Origin of the sequence: Clostridium akagii DSM 12554 (assembly GCF_000686725.1) — a bacterium.
Taxonomy (GTDB): Bacteria; Bacillota; Clostridia; order Clostridiales; family Clostridiaceae; genus Clostridium_I; species Clostridium_I akagii.
In genome coordinates this window covers 355,425-377,377 of the sequence record NZ_JMLK01000006.1, presented here as the reverse complement: position 1 = coordinate 377,377, position 21,953 = coordinate 355,425, and the positions used below count along the sequence as shown (strand labels likewise).

Genomic DNA, 21,953 nt, shown 5'->3' with positions numbered 1-21,953 from the left:
CTCACTTTCGAGAGCGTGCTGAAAAGTGCGTTCTTTTTATATAAAAAAATAAACTAGCAAATGATTCATTATTTTATTAATAATTTTCGTAATCCACATTATCATTTCACATACTAATCTAGCTTTCTTTAAGAAGTTATTTTTATCATTATATTGGAATTTAAGTAAATTAAATTTAACCTAAAATTATAATTTACTTAATACAATATTTTCCATAATTATATATACTTATATTGAAAGAGGTGATGTTGTTATGAAAAAAATCAGAAACAAGTTTTTTTTACTGTCAATGGCTTTATTTTTACTTGTAGCTACTGCCATAAGCTTTTCACCTGTGCACGCCAATGCTTTGACTAACATTTCAAGTAAAAAAATTGTTAGTACCGTTACTGCTATTAATGATTTCCAAGGGGTAGCAGATTACATTCATGAGTATAACGAACTACCAGACAACTATATAACAAAAGAACAAGCCGAAGAATTGGGTTGGCAACCTGGTGATAATCTATGGGATTATGCCCCAGGGAAAAGTATAGGTGGTGATATATTTACAAATTCAGAAGATATACTTCCATCAGCCCAAGGACGTATTTGGTATGAATGTGACATAAACTATAATGGTGGGCATAGAGGTGCAGATAGATTAGTTTATTCTAATGATGGATTAATTTATGGAACTTCGGACCATTATAATACATTTACCCAATACTATTAAAATAATAATTTAAGAACAAGGTGATTATTAATGAACATCATTGAATTAAGCGGAGAAGAATTTAAGACTAAAACAGACTTTCATAGAATATTAAAAAAACGATTGGATCTGCCAGATTATTATGGTTCTAATTTAGATGCGCTATGGGATTGCATTACTACTGATGTTAAACTACCGATTAAGATTATTTGGAATGATTTTAACAAGAGTAAAGAAAACTTAGGTGATTATTCATATTCTGCAGTAAAACTCTTTAGAGCCGCTTCTTCATATCATAAGGGACAATTTACATTTATAGTAAATGAATAAATTCCCAACATTTTTAGATTTACTATATTACAGAGGATTAACAATTAATATACCCCTTTGCATATATTTCTAAACTCTTGTATATAATTATAATGCAACTCTCCTTAAGAGGTTATTTTTTCATATTAAGACGTGCCAATCAGTACGTCTTTTTTTATGTAATATCAATGTATGGTAGGTATCTTTATAATTTTACTGGGCATAATATAATTGCATCAATGTTGATTATAGATTTTTATGTGTTATTTTTGTCAAAAAGAAAGCCAAAGGACTTTTTCTCCTTTAGCTTTCCCCAAGTTTAATTTATTGGTTCAAAATAATCCAATAGTACCGATAATTAATATGTCCAATAGTTAATATATATACATGTCTCGTCTAAAAAGATCGTGCCCAATGGTGCGTTCTTTTTATGTAAAAAATAAAGCTTTTAAATATTGGTTTTACTATGCTCATCATGGTTAATGATTAATCTGCTGAGAAATTTTTGTCCTGCTATTTGAACTATAAGTGAGTACTTATTTTATGCTTTACTAACTAATAATCTTAAGCTTATATATGGATTTTCTATATTTGTATTGGTGAACCCAAGGTTATTTGAACACTCGACCTACTGATTAGAAAATAATTAATGCATAAAAAAGTTGCTGAATTTCAAATTATATAAAGATATGTGATTACTGACATTAGTCGCTCATAATCATTCCAACAACTATCTTATAAAATTAAAAAATATGCTTTTGTTAGTTAAAATGCCAACAAATAGGAATGGCATAAATTGTTAGTGAATGGAACTATAAATATAACGATAATATATATATACTATCATCATCATTCTAGTATAAATAAAAAAATATACAAGGGGACAATTATATTATGATTAAAAAAAATGCTAATGGAGAAATCAATATAGACTTATTGGAAATAGAAGATGTTATGGATATTTCCACGCTTCAGAAATTTCAAGATAATTTTGCAGACAGTATGAATATAGCAAGTGTTACGGTAAACAGGGATGGTAAACCTGCTACAAAACCAAGCTCCTACACAAATTTTTGTTCAAATCTTACACAATCTACAAGCACTGGTGAATCCAGATGTGCCGAATCCCATAAAAAAGGCGGAGAAGAAGCAACAAGACTAGGGAAACCCTATATCTATACCTGTCACGCAGGATTAGTTGACTTTGCAGCACCAATACTTCTAAATGGAAAATCCATAGGATCAATACTTGGTGGTCAAGTTCTCTTTTCAGATCCAGTTGAAGCTAACTTTAGAAAAACTGCGAAAGAAATAGGTGTAGATGAAGAAGATTATGTAAAGGCTGCAAATAATGTAAAGGAGACTGGTGAAAAAAATGTACAAGCTGGTGCTGAAGTTTTATTTATAGTTGCAAACGCACTAGTAAAAATAGGCTATGAAGGATTACTGGTAAGCACAGTTACAAGTGATTTGTCTGATAATTTCAGTCAAATTTCCGCAACCATGGAAGAGCTTGCTGCCTCATCTATAAATGTAAGTAACAATCAACATGTTCTAAACGATGAAATAAGCAGAGTAAAAGATATATCTAAAGAAATAAATACAATATTAGATTCCATAAAAAGTATAGCTGATTCCACAAAGATGCTTGGCCTAAATGCTGCTATCGAAGCTGCACGAGCTGGCGAGGCTGGTAAAGGTTTTGGGGTTGTTGCAACTGAGATAAGAGCATTATCTGTAAATTCAAAAGAAACCGCTCTAACAATTTCAGAGCTTACTAAAAAAATACAGGACTCTGTAGATAAAACATTAGAAACTGCCAATTCTACATTAGAGACCACTGAACAGCAAACCGCTGCAATACAAGAAGTTACTTCTAATATTCAAGAAGTTTCTGTTTTGGCAGACTCACTTAATGAACTAGCAAATTCAAGGTAATACATCAATAAATAAAAGATGATTGTAGCAGAAGTTAAGAATTTAAAACTTGTCACTTATAACTCTTAACTTTATTTTCCTCTCCATTCATTCTTTATATGTAGTACATCTCCCCTGATAAGATTGTAAACATTAATTGTTTCCTTCTTATCAGCATTCTTATTTAATCTAATAACTTTTCCTTAAGCATTTTTCAGTGAAAACTCATCTTAGCTCCCTGTTAACCTTATTATTGCTAATATACACTTAAAGCCCTTTTTCTCCCGCACCATTGATAAAAAATTTTAATTTATTTTAAATAATTGTCTATTGGCTGTGGTAAATTATTCGTTTACACTGATTTCATTATATTCTCCCTAGTATATTATCTTTGACCCCGTGCCGAATGTTAAGTTTTTTTTTCTAATTGTCTACAGATAAACTATATAATTAGAAGTATTAGAACATCTTAAGGAATTTATTTGTATTGATTTATCCAATATAGTACATTACAATTATATGACATAGCAAATATGTAAATATAATCAAAAGGGATTGATACTTATGAATTTAGATGAAAATATAGAAATTCTGAGAGAGCAACTAGATTATATGTTATTAACTGATTGCGACATATTCGACGATAAAGTAATTAAATTAAGTACGGAATTGGACGAGCTTATTAATAGATATTATTCCTATTATGATAAATCTAATTTTAGTACCAATTGATTTTATCTTCTCATTTTTAATTTATTAGATCTACTATCCAAAAATCTTTTCTTTTGATACGTAAGGCTTTCATATTCTTTGTCATCTATTAAACCTCTTTGCTTAAGTTTATCTAATAAATAAATCATATGTTCACAAAGTTCTTTTATATCGTTCTCATATTTATTATTTTCCACGCTAAACATCTCCAAATATAAAATCTTTATATTGCAATAATATCATATTTCAACAATTTGTTAAATACTTTGTTACATGTTCGTTATCGAACCTAGTTCAGAATAATTTAATGTTACCGATAATTAGTGTGTACAATAGTTAATATTCAAATGTCTCACCTAAGATGAACGTACCAAATGGTGCGTTCTTTTTAGGTAAAAAGGGAAATATATTAAGATATCCATCTTTTAAATGAGCTTGCTTAATGGTGAATTTATAGATATTCATCAAAGTTGGTTTTACTTATTCTTGAAAGTTATAAACACAACTTCGCTACATTTTTTGCATACTAATGCTATAGTACCATCTTCACAGTTTCTAATTTCAAAATTCACTATTTCATTATCTATTTTTAAATCTTCTATGTTTCCACACTTACACATTAATTTCATTGTGTATCCTCCCTATCTTCAGTACATCTTACATAACTTAATTTGCTATTTTACTACTTGACCTTATCTTATCTGCAATTGTAGCGATAAATTCGCTGTTTGTGGGCTTTGCTTTCCCGTTCTTCACTATACAACCAAATAGATTATTAATGACTTCCGTTTGCCCTCTACTATGGGCTACTTCTATTGCGTGTCTTATTGCTCTTTCTACCTTACTTGCTGTTGTATTGTGTTTTATAGCTACAGAAGGATATAGTTCTTTTGTAACTACAGACATTAGCACCATATTATTCACTACCATACTTATAGCTTCCCTTAAGTATATATATCCCTTAATATGTGCAGGAATACCAATCTCATGGAGAATATCAGTTACGGATACCTCTAAGTAATATGAATCTTTAAATTCTGATACAGTCTTAGGCTTATTTGTTTTGACAAATGAATCTTCAAACTTAACTTCATCACTTAATAAAATATCATTTGCCATTTCCCTAATTCTTTTAATGAAAACCTCTAAATCGAAAGGCTTAATTATATAATAATCTGCTCCTAATTCTAATGTTCTTTGAGTAATTTTATCTTGTCCTACTGCTGATAATACAATAACTTTTGGCATTGGCTTAAACTTCATACTGTTTAATTTCTCAAGAACTCCTATTCCATCTAAATGAGGCATTATAATATCTAATATTACTAAATTAGGTTTTTTCTCCTCTATTAATTTTAAACCTTCTACTCCATCATTTGCTATTCCAGTCACAATTATATCTCCCTGATTTGACAAATAATCGTTAAGAATACTACAAAATTCTCTGTTATCATCTACTATAATTATACTAATTTTACTACTGTTCATACTTTTATTCTCCTTTATTACTATATTATGGTAATAAACAATTTCGACAAAAGAGTCATAATTCCTTCTAATAATGAAAATAATTTAGCATTATTAATTAAATTATAAACATCATTCTAAGTCATAAACAGTAAAACATAAAGATGTTTCAATCTAATGGGACTTCCAATACCATAAAGTTATTATTTTAAAATATACTCATTAATATCATGGGTATAAGAGGACTATTTTCTATATTCACAAAGTTTTTTTATAAATTAGCTATATGGAATATAATGAATATATGGTATAATTAGTTGTTTCTCCCTTTTAATCTTAAAATAGAAGAAAACCTACCGATTGATCCTCCTTAGGTTTTCATTTATTATAAGATTATTTTTAATTTATTTGTTTAGAATAATTGGATAGTATCGATAATTATATTACCCTTACAATTTATCAACAAAAGACGTGCCGAATGGTGCGTTCTTTTTTTATTGCATAAAACTAATAATATAAATATTTATATGCATTCACTATAAATTAAAGAAAGCATAAGACTAATCTTCCTATGCCTTCCTTATTTATTTATTTATTATTACGTACACCATATTCAATTTATATCTATGATTTATGTTATTAAGCAAGAATATGCTTTTCTTTTTTTAAATTAAAAATCTCTTCAACTGCTTTTTGATACCCCCCTGTTTGTTTAAAAGAGTTACTTATTTTTTTAATATTTTCAAGATAACTTGGATTAGTTAAAACCTCTTTAACAGAACTTTTTAGCATTTCTGGAGTAAGCTTGTCTTTATCGAGGGAAATAGCAGCTCCTAGCTCCGAAGCCCTGCTTGCCATATATGGTTGATCTGCACTTATAGGTATTGCTACAAAAGGTATATTATTATATAATAAATCACTTGTACTGTTCATTCCTGCATGAGTTATGGCTACATCAGTATACTTTAGAATTTCTGATTGAGGAACATAATTCCTAACAATGAAATTCTTTGGTATATCAAATGCAGACAAATCTACATTGTACGCAGCCATAACTACAATTGCCTCAGTATTAGCAAAGCTTTTAAAGAATATATCATAAAGCCTACTACTAGTATTGTTAAAAACAGTACCTAATGATATATAAATTACTTTCTTACCTTCTAATTTTTCAAATGGGAAATCTAAATTTTCTTTTCTATCATATATTGGCGGACCTATAAACTTAAAACTATCATCATAATAATCAATATGTGAAACGAAATATTTAGAAGTATAAGCAATATTAATATCACCTTTATTAAAAAACAATTCAAGCATATTACTAGGTAATTCCACATTATAGTCTTGTTTTAATTGCTTTGAAACTTTTTTGTAAATATCATTAATTGGATGATTTTTTAATAAGCTCATATCCATAAATTCTTTTTTTTGAGCCATTAGTTCCTTTTGAGTAGCAAATACTGCGAATGATGAAATAGAAGGTATTTCTAATATTTGAGCAATTATATTTCCATATGGGAACATTGCTCCATAAATAATATAATCAAATTCTAAATCTTTAATCTTATCCAAAATATCTTTTATAATAGCATCACTTGAATTAAGCATCTCACCTATGCGATCTAAAAACTCACCAATATTTATTTCAGATGTAATCTTTCGTCTTTTTGTCAATGGATTTGTCTCTTTACTGTAGCTTATAAAATGAGCACCAACTTTTTCAATTTTCTCCTTGAATTCATCAGTACAGAAATATGTTACACTCTCTCCTTGTTTCACTAATGCATCTACAAGGCCTAGTGTGGGATTAACATGACCATAACCAGGAACATTTAAAAAAAGTACATTCGACATATCTTCACATCCTAACATTATTTTATACTAATATTTTACTACAATGATTAATGATGTCAATATATAAATAAACAGTTTGATTAATATATTGTTACATCAATCATTTCAACTCGGAATTCTAAAGGTCAATAAATTATATGTTGACCTTTTTTAATAGATTAAAATAAAAAAATCTAGCTAAATATTAATCATATTGGACTTTCAGTAATAATATCATTTTGTAAAAATAAAATCCAAGATATTATGTCCAAGATTTAAGTTTATAGTTTAGATTTTTGAATTGTGGCAACAATTACAATGTAAACAATTTTTCATCATCCACTAAAAGCGTGCTGAATAGTACGCTTTTTTTATGTATAAAAATAATTATAAAAATAATAATATACAGCATACTAATTTATGTATCCTATGTATACAATCATAAAACCCTACTTATATGGATGAAACCACAGAATTAATTTTCTATGGTTTCACTTGTTTTATTGCAACATTTTATCATATATTCCATATAATAAAAGAGATGATATAAATGTATGATAGATGTATTTATATTTTCTCATTCATTATTGTTTCTACTCAATTTCATTAAGATGCGTACCTAAATGTACGCTCTTTTTATTGTAGAAAAACATTTAAAATTTAAATATGTATAAAAACTATCCAATATATAGAATATATAGATAATGAGAACATATTATTAATTTATATACCCTCGTAGAGACCTTATATAAATATATTATAGAAAATTTTAATATTCAAGGAGGGATTGAAATGGTGATAGAGTATACCTTAAAGGTAAATATGGGATGAGTTATGACGTATCAGTTAAATCAGTCAATGGAGAGTATGCAACTGTACAAGGAGATATTACATTTGGTACTAAAAAAGTTAAATTAAATAAACTAGTTAAACAACCTTCTGAATAGTTTCTAAAAGATTCACTTGAGATTGATACAGACATAAAAACACTAAGTTATTAATTTAGTATTTTCAATGTACGAGTAGACCTATAAGCTGAATTTTTAATTTGAAATAAGTTATACAATTATAAATACATGGATATAAGTAAGTATTTTCTTGTTCGTATGGCAAAATTTTTCTTGCCATATCTTTATTTTTAGATTTTAAATTTTATTATTTAAAATCTTAAGCAACGGCAATAATTTAAATATACTAATTTTCTAATACCCATCCAAAATGAAGTTCCGAGTGGTGCGTTTTTTATTATCCCATTAACGTAATTTTCGCATTTCTTAAATATATATTATATTAAGCCCGGCTCTGTATTTCAAATAGCTTATATAATTATAAATGAATATATGTAATTATATTCATTTATAAAATATAATTACATATATTTCAACAAACTAAAAAATACATAGATGTGAATAAATATTCTTTATTATATTAGTACCATTTGAGCGCGAAAAGAGCCTAAAATATCTCAATCTTTGTTTATAATTCCTCCAACATAGATGATAATTTCTTTTTTCGTCCTATTGGTAAAAAATCATAATTTAATAAAAACTCCATTGTAAAGTCAAATCTTTCTGTTATCCAACTCATATTTTTCATTAATTCTCCGAATAAACCATCTTCTTTTAATTTTTCGAAACTAATATCACTATAATTTTCCCCATATTTTTCTGTTATCAACTTAACCATATTATTGTTTTTCTCTTCTTTTTCCTTTATTTTAATGGCATCTTCTGTTTTTACATATTCACCAACAATACAAGTTCTTGAAAATATTTCATGAAAATATGCATGTTTTACTCTGACTAAGCACCTTTTTTTATTATTGTTTGTATTTTTTCTAATGGATAGATGTGAGTATAACATAGAAACTATCGTTTCTTTAGAATTACCACTTTTTTCATAAAAATTTTTAAGTTCAAATAAGCCTGGACATAACACATTTTTAATAAATCTGGCTGGTTGTAATTCATACAACATATCTAAATAATTTGTTGTTACTCTATGACTACCTTCTTTTAACCAAATTGTTAAGAATTTTTTTTGCTGTTCATCATCCAACTGAATAGTATATAGTGCTGCAAAATATTCTTGAAATGATCTGTGTGAAAAACTATAATCCAATCCTTCATGCATCAACATACATACAGAATTTGTTAGATCCTTTAAATAGTTTAAAGAATCAAAACCTCTATTAATTATTTTCTTCTCTTTCGCTATGCATAAATAAGAAATGATTTTATTTTCCGAAAATTCATATTCACTATTAAAGAATGATTTAAAACAAACATAAGAAAATACGTTTTTAAAATCTTCATATCCTAAATCACATGAAATATCCCTCTTATAACCACCTTTTGCAGCATCATGAGTATGAAACAATGCAGTAAATGCCTGTTCATAAAAATCATTTAATTTATCAGGAATTGATATCCTATTTTCAAAAGTCAATAACATAATAGTAAGTAATAAAGGATTGGAAGCAAAAGTATCATATTTTTCATACAATTTTTCGTCTAAATCCTCATAGAACTTGTTTTTAATATTCTCATCATATTCTAATTTTTTAATCAATGATAATGCTTGTTCCTTAGTTAAAACCATTGACTGCAATTCAGTAAAATCATTCCATCCTATAAACTCTTCTAAAGGACGAGAAGTTGTAACATAATAATTACATGGATATTTATCACACAAAGCCAGTATTCCTTTTGTAACTTTTATCGACAAACTATTTTTTACTTCGTCAAATCCATCCAACAAGATTAAATAACGCCCCGTCTCCAGGCTATATTCGAAATATTTCTTATCTAACTTAAACTTATATGTATCCATAACCTTATACATATAATCAACTAAATCAATGTTTTTTTCATCGATGTCATTTAAGCCTCTTAACTCAATAAGTATAGGCACTAAGTTTATATTTTTAATACAATTCAAAAAAAAATGTTTCATCATAACGCTTTTACCAATTCCGCCTGTACCCGTTATTATTATTTTATGCCCAATCTTCACTATATTATTAACATCACAGGTATCTATTATTTTATTTCCCCACCTAAGCCCTACACATTCATAAAATGAATAAATATCTTTTGGTGTGTGTCTGTACAATAATGTTTTTATTTTACAATGTATTTGTTTAGTACAATTCAAATAATTTTCAAATGCATTTCCAAAATCAACTTCATCCTTATTTTGCAAATCTGCAAAATAACTTTTTACTTTTTTGAAAACCGACTTAGCAGTATCTTTGGCCAAAGCTGTAACTACTTCAGCCGTTATCTTATTTACATTCATTTCGTCTGACATATTTATCCCCCTGGTATTGTACTTATTAAATATAGTACAATTAGCGTTTAAGAGACCATTGATTATTTTCCGTCAAAGTAGTTTCTTTTATTTATTGTAGGCTATTTTTCAAAAAAGGACAAGTATTTACAAAAAACAAAAATAAAGCCTATTGAGAATTTAATCTCACTAAGCCCTTTTTTATTTTAGACTATGTTTAATAATAGTGTTGATAATATCACAATTTTAAATTTTCTAACATGACTCTTAATAATCATTTTATTAAATCAAACCACTTTTGTGTAAACTATACCATACATTAATCACTATGGGTACAATTGTAACTACTATGATTAAAAAGACAAGTCTTGGCGTAATTACTAAATGTCTTTTGTTTATTACATAAAATTCGATTATATCAGTTAGAACAATTATAATAATTGTTCTTTAAAGAGTTCCATAATATCACCTCCTCGTATAATTATATATCTTAGCATTAAAATTCTACAGTTAATAGACTAAGTAGTTATAAAATACATTTTAGGGTTTTAAATATCATGTTTATGATTATTTTGTTTTTTCATCCCCTCACAATTAGTAAAACAACATAACAATGTCCTTAATAATTACATTGTTATGTTGTATAGTTAAATGCAGACACAATAGTAAAAAAATCCAAGTAACGGCTATTCGTAAGTACCTTATAAAAAATTTAGAAATAACTACCGAAAGGGGGATTTAAGTATGGCAAGAAGAAATTAAAGAATATAGAAAAATAAAAGGTGCTTTTCACTACTATAACAAGGAGGATTCGAATTTTGTTGTTCCAAAACTATACGGAATTGCCTGGACAGTTAACTTGGCAAATCCAATTTCGTGTTTTTTTGTTTTGGCGGTTATTATTTTTATTGTTTGGAGTATATTTTTTAAGTGAATAAAATAATTGGACAGATAAGTGAAGAATTTTAAAAATTTTTTCATTAAAAGAACGCAAAGATTTTGAGTATAATGTTTAGATAGATTTTTTTGGTGATTTTATGTAAAAGTCAATTTAATACTTTTTGTATCAATCTTGTAATTATCATGAAATAATTGTAAACTTATACTTATTCTAATCCAAATGAAAAGAGGTATAGTGTTGAACTATTCACAAAATATAAAAATCCATAAAGTTACATTCTTTAAACATGAAATATTAAAATATTATAATGATATCTGCTGTTAATATTGGTCATATTCAATTAATTCTTGATATATATTTGTCAGGTAACGAACATTACAATTTTTCTAATATTGAGGAATTTAAAAATGAAGTACATACAAACGATACAATTGAATCAGTAACGTTAATAGTATTATGTGGCATTGATATTGATGATGTATATTCAATTGGATTAAGTTCAATTATATCTTATAGTACAATCAGTTTTAGCTCCAGTAATAAATCTTGGGTAGATGATACAGCTTATAAATATAAAAAATATTTGAATAATCTAGGGGTTATAGAAATTGAAAAATCAATTGAAGAAACTGCTGTTACAACCGAAAATGCCACACAAGTGTCCGCTAAAGACAGTTGGTTCAAAATTCATGAAAATCTAGCCATTGGAATAGTCTCAATTGTAGTTACGATTATAATTGCTATTTTAGGATGGACAAAATTTAAAAAATAATGTTATTTTCTTTTTTCAAGAATTTCAATTCTACTTCTTAATTTATCATTTTCTATTGATAAGTATATAATGCTAAAACCCATTGTTGCCCAAGGGGCTATATAAATAAAAAACTCCATAAAATCACTCCCAATATGTATTTGAATATATTATAACTTGATATAAAGAGCCTAGTGAGATTTTAACCCCGCTAGGCTCTTTACTATACTTGTGTAATTACTGTAGCTTGTACTGTATTAATCTTAGCAGTTAAGTCCACAATTTGCTGTTCTAATTGTGCCTTGTCTGTGTTTAATTGAGTAACAGTAGCTTGTAGCGCTGTATTTTGCTGAGTTAACGTATTTTGTTCTTGTGTTTTCTGCTCCTCAGGTGTCTTAGTATCCAAAATAGTACTTTCTATAACAGCATCTATTAATGTATCTAATTCACTTGTATCCGCTATTTTAGCAGTTTTTAATCCATCAAGTATAATTTCTCTAGCTTTAGTCTTGCGTTGATCTAATGGTAATTGTGAAGATATATAAAGTTGTTGTGCCGCTTTTACTGCTTTTTCTGCAAGACTATCTATGATATCTAAATAGTTTAATACTGGACTAGGTGATAAAGATTCTGCTGCTTTTATTATTGTGCCTGCCTTAATTACATCTGCTTCTACATTTTCTAGTATAGTACCCGCTTTTATACCTTTCTTTTTTAGATAAGGTGCTACAATAGCCATACCCCCTATTACTACTACAATTATGATAACTGCTACATATAAATTATAATTTGACATTTTATATTCCTCCAATATTTTTTTATTTTAATAGTTCTTTTAAAGTTTGAATTCCAACCTTACTATCTGCCGAAATTCCTTTTGATCTTTGAAAAGTTTTAACAGTATTACTCATGCCGTTACCAAATATATTATCTGGAGTTTTCCCTAACTGAATTTCAAGCCAATTAGTGTAAGCTGAATTATGATAATTTGAATATTTTGCAACAGGTAACCTTGCCATAGCTCTTAATGTTTGAGTACCTAGTTTTCCATCTTCGTTCAATTTAGCTATTCCTAATCCATTCAATAATTTTTGTAAACTTCTTACTTTATCTATGTCATAGCCACCCCAAAATTGTGTACTAGTAGTATCTTTGATTTTAGTTGCCTGTGCTTGAGATGGTGCTTTTCCAGTGAAAATACTAGAATTGAAATAATCCAAATCTATATCTCCAATAACTCCGTCAATTCTTCCAGTTCCGCTATATTGCCATGATAAGCTATTGGGAAATAGTGTTGGTGCTGTACTATAGTTTGCAAGCCATAAAGGTACACTAGATATATTGCCTTCAAGATAATCGTGGTAAAAGCTTTGACCTGTATACAAACCAACCTTATAGCCTTTTGCTTGTACATAATTTATGAAAGCATTGGTATAGCTTATAGCTTGGTCTTTGCTCCACTCGCCCTCATTTTCGATATCTAGCCATAGAACAGTATCAGAATGTAAAACACTAATTTCATTTAGAAAATGTTGTGCTTCTCCTGTTGGATTACTTGTGTTATCTGCATAGTGGTAAAATCCCACTTTAAAGCCATATTGCAACAGATGATTGTATCTGTAATATAATAAACTATCATTGTGGTATAAACCTTCTGTTGCCTTTTGTATGACCACTTGTGTACCAGTGTCTTTAAATTGCTGATAGTTGCTTATATTGTCATATTCGTAAACATCTACCCCTTTATATGTTGTTACTGCTTGTACATTTAAAGGAAATAAAAAAGTAGCAAATACAAATGTAAATGCTACTAACATGGTTAATATTCTGTTTTTAGTTTTCATTAATTCACTCCTTTATATCTTCTATTCTATCTAGTCGGTGGTGAGCTGATTTAGCGCTTTCTTCAACTTTTAATAGCCTTTCTGATACTGCTATTACATCTTTTTTAGTATCCTTTGTATCTGCTTTGATTTCATTGATACCTGTGATAGCATAGTCTAGCTTGATTTCCACTCTAGTTGAATTACTAACCTGTTCTTGAGTGTCTTGTCTTGTATCTTGCTTCGTATTTCTTACAAATCCTAAAAAACCTATAGCAAGTCCCCCTATTCCACAAATAATACCTACAATGGTTGCATCCATTTCGTACCTCCTCCAAATAAAAAAGAGCACCCAATTGGATACTCTTTATACTATTATTCTACTATATAATTAAGACACTTTCTTCCTAAGTTTTTCCACTAAAAATAGGCAAAATAAAAAGACTATTCCTAGTCCTCTATTCTGCCTTTGTTATGTTACATTAATTTTCTATTGTAACTATTTTAAATGTAAAAAAAGAGCCGTATTTCAGACTCTATTTTTTGTACTAATGCTATTTAATTTGCCTTATATTCATCAACATCATAATTTGATATCTTATCATATATTAAATACTCTGTTCTTTTTGTGTATGCTGCTGAACTTGGAGTTTTATTAAATGAATAAGTAAAATTACCTTGTCCATTTGCTCTGTTGTTATACCATGTTATAAAGTCATTAACTTGACTCATAGTTATATCATAAGTTCTTTGTTGTCCGTCTGTCATGGTTACCGTCAATAATGCATTACCATCAACAGGATTTTTCACATTAATTGTACAAGTTGCTGACTGATTACTACCATCTTGCGTAGTCGCTGTAATGGTAGCAGAACCTTGTTTTACTGCTGTAACTTTACCATTTGCATCTACTGTTGCTATACTTGTATCACTCGAAGTCCATTTTACAGTTTTATTGGTTGCATTATCTGGTGTTACTGTTGCCGTTAAATTGCTTGTATCTCCTATTTTCATATCTAATGATGTTTTATCTAATGATATTCCTGTTGCTAGTGTTGCTGATGGTTCTATAAAATATCCTGTATCATCTATATCAATAGCATCACATGTTATAGCGCCGTTTGCTTGATTTGATACTGTGACAGTATGTACTCCTAAAGAAAGATCTGTTAATTGATATACCAATACGCCCCTAATTAATGATGTGTAATATCCAGAATAATTATAGTTTACACCATCAACTGTTACTCTTACATTATTTGAATGAACCGTATTATAGGCAGCAATTAGCCTAAATTTAGTACCATAGAATTTAAAATTATACGAATCCGACAATGAATATGAATAATGGCTAGTCAAATTATAATTTCCAGATATAGATTCCTTACTCCAATTTCCAACATAATTTATTTTACTGTCACTATCATCAATTCTCTGCCACCCGCTTTCAGGAGTAGGCAATGATTGTCCGATTGTTGCAGCATTTACATATTTAGCACTACTTGTACTAGCCAAAATTCCTGTTATTAAAAATATGCAACATATTACTCCAAATATTTTCTTCCAATTAGTTTTTACCTTTCTCATATTAATCCCCCTAATAATTAATTTACTTATATATAAAAGTTAACACCATTCTACATATTATTACAATAACTTTCATGCTACAAATTTCCTTAAATATCGTCATATCTTACTTTATAAGGTATATGTTTAATTGTAATTCATTATTTAATTCGTTATTTCAGAGTAAATAAATCTTTATAAAATCCAATTAAACTAATAGGCTTATCCTCTTTATATAAATAATAAGTCAAGTGGCTATCTAACCAAAGAATTAGTGGCGTTATTATAAGTGTCCAAAGAATACAGTTTTTTAATTCTATTTGCCCTAAGAAGTTAAATCTATCACTTGCATAACTCCATATATTAAGATGCAACCATAAATTTAAAATAACACCAGAGATTAATTCCCCCAGTGTTATAACTAAGCCACCTATTAAGATTTTTTGATAAGCTTTTAATTTAAAATATCTTGGATTGTCACATAAAAAAGCTATTAGCAAAGATAGACACTTGTAAATCCAATTGCTGACCAAATCTACTACCTTTTTTCTGCAAAAAATAAAATAGGATATAAAGCCTCTCATAAAATATATGTTTTATTAAACAAATATTACATAACCTAATTCTTTTGCTCTTGCTTTTACTGCTGTTTCAAATTCTGTATATTGTACTGCAGGAGTTTCTCCAGCAATATCCATAGCTCCAGTTGAATTTAATAATACTTTATTGGAAACATTTAAATTGATATTAAGACTCTGTGCATTGCCATCCAGTGAAGCTGTTACATAAGCTACAATTGTGTCTACATCACCATTTCCTACAGTACTCTTTACTACTATACTTCCACTCATGTTTGTTGATTCATTAATCATCATTTCATACCATCCTCTTTTTTTATTATTTTTTTATATTAAAAAAGGCACCCACTAATCAGTAGATGCCCCATTTTTTAATTCTGACATTTCATTTTCTAAGCTTGTTATTTTATCATTTAATTGTTGAACACATTTAATCAATGGTGAAATAAATTCCTCATATCTTAAGCCATAAGTATATTCATTGGGAATAACAACATCTATATACTGTTCATGACCAGCTTCATTAATTCCCAAAACAGGTTTAGTCTTTGGAGATTTAATAAATCCAGCAAAGTCTAATGAAGTCATTCCCAAATCTACCATGGTATCCTCTACATCTTGTGCTATCATACCATAATGGGTTCTATTACTTTCCCCACAATTTAGTTTATAGGATACTGGGTTAATTGCCATTATAAATTCTGTAGCCTTTGAGCTATCCAATGACTCAATAGTATTCTTTTCATTTCTGTCTGAAGTATTTATAGTCCCTGAAGCTGCATATAATGTTGCCCACCTATAACCAGCATTACCAAGGTTCATAGTGGCATTTCCTGCAGACCTAAATCCACCACCTTCTAGGACAACCCCATTTCCATCAGCAGTTGAGTTTCTGAAGCTTAACTGAAGTATACTTCCATCACCTACAACTTGTGGGTATACATTCTGCATACTTAATTTTGGAGTACCTGCTGAATTGCATACAGTTATTAGCCCATCATTTATAATGGTTTCACCTTGAACATTTCCAGGAGTACCAACTGAGAAGACACCAGCGTATATAAGTTGACCACCACCATCTATGTTTAGTAAAGTAGTGCCTGTATAAGCTTGTATTCTAAATGCATTACCAAATAATCCTGTTGATGTATTTTGTAATGTGATTGTTAATCCATCAGTATCAAGCCTAACAACTTCGTGATTACCTGCATTTTTGACTATTGCAACTCCATTTGTTGCACCTCCAAGTATTAGTGTGCCCCCACTAATCCTATCTGCTGTTAAATTACCAGTTGTAATATTACTGGCATTTAAGTTTGTAACGGTTACTAAATTAGCATTTATTGTTCCTGTCGTTATATTGGAACCATTTATAGTTGTAGTTCCTGGAGTACTAAGACTACTAAATGTTGCATAGCCATTTAAGTTTATTTTATTGGCATTAATAGTTACAGCTTCAGGTGATAAATTGATTGATGATAGTATACTACTATTAAATGTAACACCACTTAGAGTTGAACCACTCTTCACAGTAATTGTCGAATTATAAGCATAGATGGATGTGTCTAAATATAATGGGTATTGTGTAGTGGGGGTTGTACTTGTATATAACAAAACACCATTTTTATAATAAAGTATATTACCATTTTCCCTTGATAGTCTAAGAACATCACCAACAGCCCAAGTTCCAATACCGCCCTTGTCTACATTATTCTCATATACATGTAAAAGACTATTTCCAGCAACATAAAATGCATACTGAATATGTTCGTAACTAGCATCTGGATTTGTATAGCTTAATCCTGTCATATGAATCCCAGTTGTAGCTGTAACTGTTTCCTCTACATAGAGGCCATTTGATATAGTCTCAGGAGAACCTCCACCTGCATCCCAGCCAGTAGTATTATTTAATTTTGTCATAACATTATAATTAACAGCACAGTTTACCAAATTATTAAAGGATATATTAAATATTTGAGCATTACTATCAACTATTGCTGGAACCCAATCTGAAGCTTTATTACCACTTTCTATCATTATCTTATCAAATAAAGCTGTTACACTTGGGGTAGTTACAGTAATTTCAAAAAAGTTGGTACTATAGGGTAAATTAGTTACATTGATGGCTACACTTATTTTAGTCCAGTTTGGTGTGATAACAATACTCTGAGTATTAAGGTCAGTAAATGCAACTGCTCCATTAATATTGACTGAACCTGTAGTTTTAGCCCAAAATGAAATATTATAGTTTCCATTTATGGATGGTAAAACATAGTTAAACCTCATACGTTGTGGGTTAGTCCCACTGGCTATGCTAATAGCTGTTTGTGTACCATCCATTGCAATTCCACCATTATAGGTGGCTACTGAATTTCCCCCAATCTGTTGAATATTTTGCATTGAATTTTTAGTAAGAAAGTTAACTCCCCCAACTTGAACATTCTTAATTGCTAAAGTTAAATTTGTATTACTAGATATATCCAAGTTGCTTCCTACAGTATTTGATAGTTCATTTACAGTTATTGTATTAGCCTTTATTTCATTTGATGTTATGGTATTTGCCTTTATTTCATTTGCGGTTATAGTATTAGTCAAAATCTCATTGGCTGTAATAGTCTTACTTGCTATTTCATTTGCAGTTATTGAATCTGCCACAAGCTTATCTGCTGTTAGTGTTCGTGGTGTTAATGTCTCACCGTTCAAAGTGTCCACATTCTGTGATTGTAAAGCTCCTGTAATATTGTTTAATGCATATACTATGCTGCTATTAGTTCCCCTTATTACAAGTCTATCCACAGATAAAGTTCCAGCTGTTATACTATTGGCAGATAAATCTACAACTTTTAAGTCTGTGACTGAACCATCTGCAATTTGTTCTGTTTGCACAGCTGCATTGGCAATTAATGCATTTGTAATAGCACCATTTGCAATTATTGCACTTCCTACAGTAATAGTTCCAGCCTTTATACTATCGGCAGTGACAGAGCCAGCTTTTAATGTACCAGTAGTTAAATCTATTACATTTGCAATGCCAATACTTATGTTATCTACAGTCTCATTCGTTACATGAAGATTATCAATATCTGCTGATTTAGCTGTAATATAATCAGCCACAATCTGGTGGGCTACTAAAGTTTCAACTGTATCATTACTGCTTTGTGAGAAATCACTTCTTACAGTTCCAGTATTAATCATAAATGCAGCTATATATATAGTTGCATTTGAATCACCATTTAGTGACCTAAAGTTTATGGATTGTATAATATCACTGGGATGTTCAGTTGCTAAGTTAAAATCCTGTTCTTGGACTGTCCAATCACTATTTGCTTGATTTGCATATATCCTACATATATTTGGTGAAGTGTATGGGTTAGTCTCAGCAACATTAAATCCCACAATATTCTGGGGACTTAAAGACACTAATATTTCAGCCACCATATAAGATACTCCAGCTGGTATACTTCCTACTGTAAAATCAACTACAAAGTTTTGGTTATTATCATAGCCATGTAATATATAGCTATAATTTTTTTGGTTAGAAATTGTAATAGAAGTCCCTGGTGTTACTGTTACCATTTCTGATATAAGACCAGTTCCTGCACTATTAAAATTCCACGTAGTTCCAAGTACACCCACTAAGCAACGTTTGATGACTGCATCTAATGCACCTAATAGAACATTGCTTTGGAATACACCATACTCTCCGCTGTCCGTAAGTGTTATATCACTATATTTGGCTTGCAAACTAAAAACCATTTGTTTACCAATATAGTTATTGGGATTGATGATAACATCATTTTTATTAACATATCCATTGGGTGTTAACTTCCAAACTGAATCTGTATCGTGTAAAGTTGGGTCAGTCACCACACTAGCCCCACTAGTAACCCATTCTTGTACGGTATTACTTAATACCAATGCATGGTCAAAAAGATTATTACCACCGCTTGTGGCAGAATTAGCAATTGATAACATACTGTTAGGCACATATCCCATTTGTGCTTGTAATATTTTAATACTTTGTTGATTCTGTTGTGATAATTGAAACAGTGATTTTTGATTACTTCTTATAATATCGTTTTGAACATTACCCAAGGTAACCTCTTCATACCTTTTGACTAATGAATCGTAAGTATATCCAACCAATTCAGCTATTACATCTATATCTAATGCCTTTATAGTTATGAAGTCATATGGTTTAACTTCTTCCAATATTGCAAATTTTTTATATTCCTCTGTTTTAGATAACTCAATAAAATTTACTACATAAGAGTAAATGGGAATATCAATATGATTAGCATACTGAGCATTAACATAGTCCCTCATGAGTTGATAAATTTGGTCATTAGGTAATAATTTTTGTGCATCTGTAAGTGTTACTTGCACTTCTTTTACATAGATATTGGCATAGTTATTTATCAATGGGCTATCAACATATTTTTCGGGTAACACCGTATCTGTACTTGTATCTGTTGAATCTGTGGTAGTGCTTGTACTACCTAATGTGGGCATTGCTCTTGTAATTAAATTGCTATCATCTGCCGACTGTTCAAAGCCTGTAAGATTTTTTGAGTATTTAATTACTACACCATTATTTTGTCCAGCTTGCTTATACATTCCAATATTAAAATTATCTCTTACAAGTTCCCCACCCCATAAGTTAATATACTCCTGGTCGTTACTGCCGACTAGAGCATCAACAACATTTCGTCTTACATATTCAGCCGTATTTACACTAGCAATATCACCTACCCAACTAAAAGGGTGTAAATATTGTGTATTTGCTAGAATATAATTTCCAGCATCTATACCACTCATATTTGCTATTTTTACATCCTCTAAAAAATTATAATTTAAATCGTAAGTTATATGGTATCCAGTAACTTCGATATACATATACTGACTATTCTCATCCATCTTTTTTGTTGGTGTATTAAGTCTAAACAACTGATCTTGTTGATGTGCCACTGGGCATTTAATAATAGCCCCCTTAACAATACTTTCCCATATTGTATCCCCGGGGGTTATTGCATAAATTAAATCAATTTGAAACTGCCCATTTTTCTCCCATGTCACTTCACATTTAGTAACATTTTGTAGTACCAAATCATTTCTATCAAAATTACTTGTTTTATTTTTGTCATAAAGTATTATCATTTAATCACCACCTAGATATGGACATAAAACTTACCAATAACAATATATGGTTGTAAATTATTATGTGCTTGACCTCCGCCTGTACTCTCAATATACTCGGTTGAGCGAGCGCCATTAGATGCAACAACCATTACTCTATCTGCAAAACCATTGTATCCGTTATATCCTTGTGGTAATAAAGAATAATGCCCTGCATTTTCTTCGCTACATTTATACATATCTAATCCATGTATATGTGCAGCACTTTCCGCTATGGATAGAGTATGTGTCTTCTCTCCGCCAGTTTTACTTATGGCATTAAATTCAGTTTGTGTAGCATCTATTTGTACGAGTGTTTTACCATCCACATTTGGTAAGTTAGCCCCATAAATTGAAGCTAATCCACTATATCCACTCGTTGACCTACCATCTAAAGGTAGCCAGTGAGCTATATTTTTTGCTACTGGTGAAGCAACTATATCTCCTGTTTCGTAGTGCTCTGCATTATTGATTTGAGTTTGCATGTCCACAAGTGATGCCTGCATAGCTTGTATAGTATTAAGTGCTTTTAATAGGGCTGGATAGTTTGGATCACTTATTATATCCTCATAGTTACTTACTGCTTGAACTACATTAACTGTTCCAGTATTGGTTGATATTGTTCCAGTTGGGTCTACTATCATAAGTTCAAGGCTTACCGCTCCCGCTACATTTACCATACTGTCAGGATAAGTTACCATATAATGCCCAACCCCAGTGTCAATTACGTCTGCTACTTCAAATATTGTCCTCCCATTCGGTGTTTTAGCATTAAGATATATGGCTTGATTAGCTGTATTTTGTACAACTCCATTTAAGGTTCTTGTTATATCAAGTCCACGACTTTTGTGGTCAGTGGTTTTAACATCTGGAAGATCTGCCAACGCTTTATTTACTTCTAAATTCAAAGGATAAAATCCATCAAACATCTAAT

Annotated in this window: 19 protein-coding genes; 6 read left to right on the top strand and 13 right to left on the bottom strand. The window is 29.8% G+C overall.

Annotation, left to right across the window (positions count from 1 at the left end):
- Window positions 1-253: 253 nt before the first annotated feature.
- The 4 genes from BR66_RS0102220 (at window position 254) to BR66_RS25055 (ending at window position 3,652) form a co-directional block, all read left to right on the top strand.
- Complete coding sequence (locus BR66_RS0102220; RefSeq protein WP_026881434.1) at window positions 254-715, top strand: ribonuclease; 462 nt, start codon at window positions 254-256, stop codon at window positions 713-715.
- A 30-nt stretch (window positions 716-745) separates the two neighbouring features.
- Window positions 746-1,024, top strand: a complete 279-nt coding sequence (locus BR66_RS0102215) for a barstar family protein (protein WP_026881433.1) — start codon at window positions 746-748, stop codon at window positions 1,022-1,024.
- 873 nt (window positions 1,025-1,897) lie between these two features.
- Window positions 1,898-2,941: a PocR ligand-binding domain-containing protein gene (locus BR66_RS0102210; protein WP_026881432.1), complete on the top strand. Its 1,044-nt coding sequence runs from the start codon at window positions 1,898-1,900 to the stop codon at window positions 2,939-2,941.
- 543 nt (window positions 2,942-3,484) lie between these two features.
- Window positions 3,485-3,652, top strand: coding sequence for an aspartyl-phosphate phosphatase Spo0E family protein (locus tag BR66_RS25055; RefSeq protein WP_084156252.1), 168 nt, complete (start codon window positions 3,485-3,487; stop codon window positions 3,650-3,652).
- Window positions 3,653-3,654: 2 nt separating this feature from the next.
- Here BR66_RS25055 and BR66_RS25545 read toward each other — a convergent pair whose 3' ends face one another.
- The 5 genes from BR66_RS25545 to BR66_RS22940 all read right to left on the bottom strand — a co-directional run bounded on the left by BR66_RS25545 (window position 3,655) and on the right by BR66_RS22940 (window position 10,246).
- A complete protein-coding gene (locus BR66_RS25545) occupies window positions 3,655-3,828 on the bottom strand; it encodes a hypothetical protein (RefSeq protein ID WP_156946215.1) in 174 nt (57 codons plus the stop codon).
- 279 nt (window positions 3,829-4,107) lie between these two features.
- A complete protein-coding gene (locus BR66_RS25540) occupies window positions 4,108-4,260 on the bottom strand; it encodes a hypothetical protein (protein ID WP_156946214.1) in 153 nt (50 codons plus the stop codon).
- Window positions 4,261-4,297: 37 nt separating this feature from the next.
- On the bottom strand, window positions 4,298-5,119 hold the full coding sequence (gene spo0A / locus BR66_RS0102190; protein WP_026881431.1) for a sporulation transcription factor Spo0A: 822 nt from the start codon (window positions 5,117-5,119) through the stop codon (window positions 4,298-4,300).
- Window positions 5,120-5,737: 618 nt separating this feature from the next.
- Window positions 5,738-6,955 (bottom strand): macrolide family glycosyltransferase, encoded by a 1,218-nt coding sequence (locus BR66_RS0102185; RefSeq protein WP_026881430.1) that lies wholly within the window; start codon window positions 6,953-6,955, stop codon window positions 5,738-5,740.
- Between the two features lie 1,455 nt (window positions 6,956-8,410).
- A complete protein-coding gene (locus BR66_RS22940) occupies window positions 8,411-10,246 on the bottom strand; it encodes an NACHT domain-containing protein (protein ID WP_051624059.1) in 1,836 nt (611 codons plus the stop codon).
- 736 nt (window positions 10,247-10,982) lie between these two features.
- Here BR66_RS22940 and BR66_RS26760 point away from each other — a divergent pair.
- On the top strand, window positions 10,983-11,159 hold the full coding sequence (locus BR66_RS26760; RefSeq protein ID WP_423219375.1) for a DUF5808 domain-containing protein: 177 nt from the start codon (window positions 10,983-10,985) through the stop codon (window positions 11,157-11,159).
- Between the two features lie 274 nt (window positions 11,160-11,433).
- Window positions 11,434-11,898, top strand: a complete 465-nt coding sequence (locus tag BR66_RS0102170) for a hypothetical protein (RefSeq protein WP_026881429.1) — start codon at window positions 11,434-11,436, stop codon at window positions 11,896-11,898.
- Between the two features lie 202 nt (window positions 11,899-12,100).
- Here BR66_RS0102170 and BR66_RS0102160 read toward each other — a convergent pair whose 3' ends face one another.
- From BR66_RS0102160 to BR66_RS0102125, 8 genes are all read right to left on the bottom strand, one after another.
- Window positions 12,101-12,673, bottom strand: coding sequence for a hypothetical protein (locus tag BR66_RS0102160; protein WP_026881428.1), 573 nt, complete (start codon window positions 12,671-12,673; stop codon window positions 12,101-12,103).
- A gap of 22 nt (window positions 12,674-12,695) precedes the next feature.
- Window positions 12,696-13,721 carry a GH25 family lysozyme gene (locus BR66_RS0102155; protein WP_026881427.1) on the bottom strand — a complete coding sequence of 342 codons (1,026 nt, stop codon included), beginning with the start codon at window positions 13,719-13,721 and terminating at the stop codon, window positions 12,696-12,698.
- Window positions 13,722-13,725: 4 nt separating this feature from the next.
- Window positions 13,726-14,022: a hypothetical protein gene (locus BR66_RS0102150; protein WP_026881426.1), complete on the bottom strand. Its 297-nt coding sequence runs from the start codon at window positions 14,020-14,022 to the stop codon at window positions 13,726-13,728.
- Window positions 14,023-14,258: 236 nt separating this feature from the next.
- Window positions 14,259-15,287, bottom strand: coding sequence for an Ig-like domain-containing protein (locus BR66_RS24675; protein ID WP_051624058.1), 1,029 nt, complete (start codon window positions 15,285-15,287; stop codon window positions 14,259-14,261).
- Window positions 15,288-15,439: 152 nt separating this feature from the next.
- On the bottom strand, window positions 15,440-15,850 hold the full coding sequence (locus BR66_RS26755) for a putative ABC transporter permease (RefSeq protein WP_084156250.1): 411 nt from the start codon (window positions 15,848-15,850) through the stop codon (window positions 15,440-15,442).
- Between the two features lie 15 nt (window positions 15,851-15,865).
- On the bottom strand, window positions 15,866-16,141 hold the full coding sequence (locus BR66_RS0102135; RefSeq protein ID WP_026881425.1) for a hypothetical protein: 276 nt from the start codon (window positions 16,139-16,141) through the stop codon (window positions 15,866-15,868).
- A 51-nt stretch (window positions 16,142-16,192) separates the two neighbouring features.
- A complete protein-coding gene (locus BR66_RS0102130) occupies window positions 16,193-21,001 on the bottom strand; it encodes a phage tail spike protein (RefSeq protein ID WP_026881424.1) in 4,809 nt (1,602 codons plus the stop codon).
- A gap of 11 nt (window positions 21,002-21,012) precedes the next feature.
- Window positions 21,013-21,948: a phage baseplate protein gene (locus BR66_RS0102125; protein ID WP_026881423.1), complete on the bottom strand. Its 936-nt coding sequence runs from the start codon at window positions 21,946-21,948 to the stop codon at window positions 21,013-21,015.
- Between the last annotated feature and the right edge of the window lie 5 nt (window positions 21,949-21,953).

What these genes read in the sequence shown, in the direction of transcription:
- BR66_RS0102220 (WP_026881434.1), top strand. Translation starts at nt 254, where the DNA reads ATGAAAAAAATCAGAAACAAGTTTTTTTTACTGTCAATGGCTTTATTT.
- BR66_RS0102215 (WP_026881433.1), top strand. Translation starts at nt 746, where the DNA reads ATGAACATCATTGAATTAAGCGGAGAAGAATTTAAGACTAAAACAGAC.
- BR66_RS0102210 (WP_026881432.1), top strand. Translation starts at nt 1,898, where the DNA reads ATGATTAAAAAAAATGCTAATGGAGAAATCAATATAGACTTATTGGAA.
- BR66_RS25055 (WP_084156252.1), top strand. Translation starts at nt 3,485, where the DNA reads ATGAATTTAGATGAAAATATAGAAATTCTGAGAGAGCAACTAGATTAT.
- BR66_RS25540 (WP_156946214.1), bottom strand. Translation starts at nt 4,260, where the DNA reads ATGAAATTAATGTGTAAGTGTGGAAACATAGAAGATTTAAAAATAGAT.
- spo0A (WP_026881431.1), bottom strand. Translation starts at nt 5,119, where the DNA reads ATGAACAGTAGTAAAATTAGTATAATTATAGTAGATGATAACAGAGAA.
- BR66_RS0102185 (WP_026881430.1), bottom strand. Translation starts at nt 6,955, where the DNA reads ATGTCGAATGTACTTTTTTTAAATGTTCCTGGTTATGGTCATGTTAAT.
- BR66_RS22940 (WP_051624059.1), bottom strand. Translation starts at nt 10,246, where the DNA reads ATGTCAGACGAAATGAATGTAAATAAGATAACGGCTGAAGTAGTTACA.
- BR66_RS0102170 (WP_026881429.1), top strand. Translation starts at nt 11,434, where the DNA reads ATGATATCTGCTGTTAATATTGGTCATATTCAATTAATTCTTGATATA.
- BR66_RS0102160 (WP_026881428.1), bottom strand. Translation starts at nt 12,673, where the DNA reads ATGTCAAATTATAATTTATATGTAGCAGTTATCATAATTGTAGTAGTA.
- BR66_RS0102155 (WP_026881427.1), bottom strand. Translation starts at nt 13,721, where the DNA reads ATGAAAACTAAAAACAGAATATTAACCATGTTAGTAGCATTTACATTT.
- BR66_RS0102150 (WP_026881426.1), bottom strand. Translation starts at nt 14,022, where the DNA reads ATGGATGCAACCATTGTAGGTATTATTTGTGGAATAGGGGGACTTGCT.
- BR66_RS24675 (WP_051624058.1), bottom strand. Translation starts at nt 15,287, where the DNA reads ATGAGAAAGGTAAAAACTAATTGGAAGAAAATATTTGGAGTAATATGT.
- BR66_RS26755 (WP_084156250.1), bottom strand. Translation starts at nt 15,850, where the DNA reads ATGAGAGGCTTTATATCCTATTTTATTTTTTGCAGAAAAAAGGTAGTA.
- BR66_RS0102135 (WP_026881425.1), bottom strand. Translation starts at nt 16,141, where the DNA reads ATGATGATTAATGAATCAACAAACATGAGTGGAAGTATAGTAGTAAAG.
- BR66_RS0102130 (WP_026881424.1), bottom strand. Translation starts at nt 21,001, where the DNA reads ATGATAATACTTTATGACAAAAATAAAACAAGTAATTTTGATAGAAAT.
- BR66_RS0102125 (WP_026881423.1), bottom strand. Translation starts at nt 21,948, where the DNA reads ATGTTTGATGGATTTTATCCTTTGAATTTAGAAGTAAATAAAGCGTTG.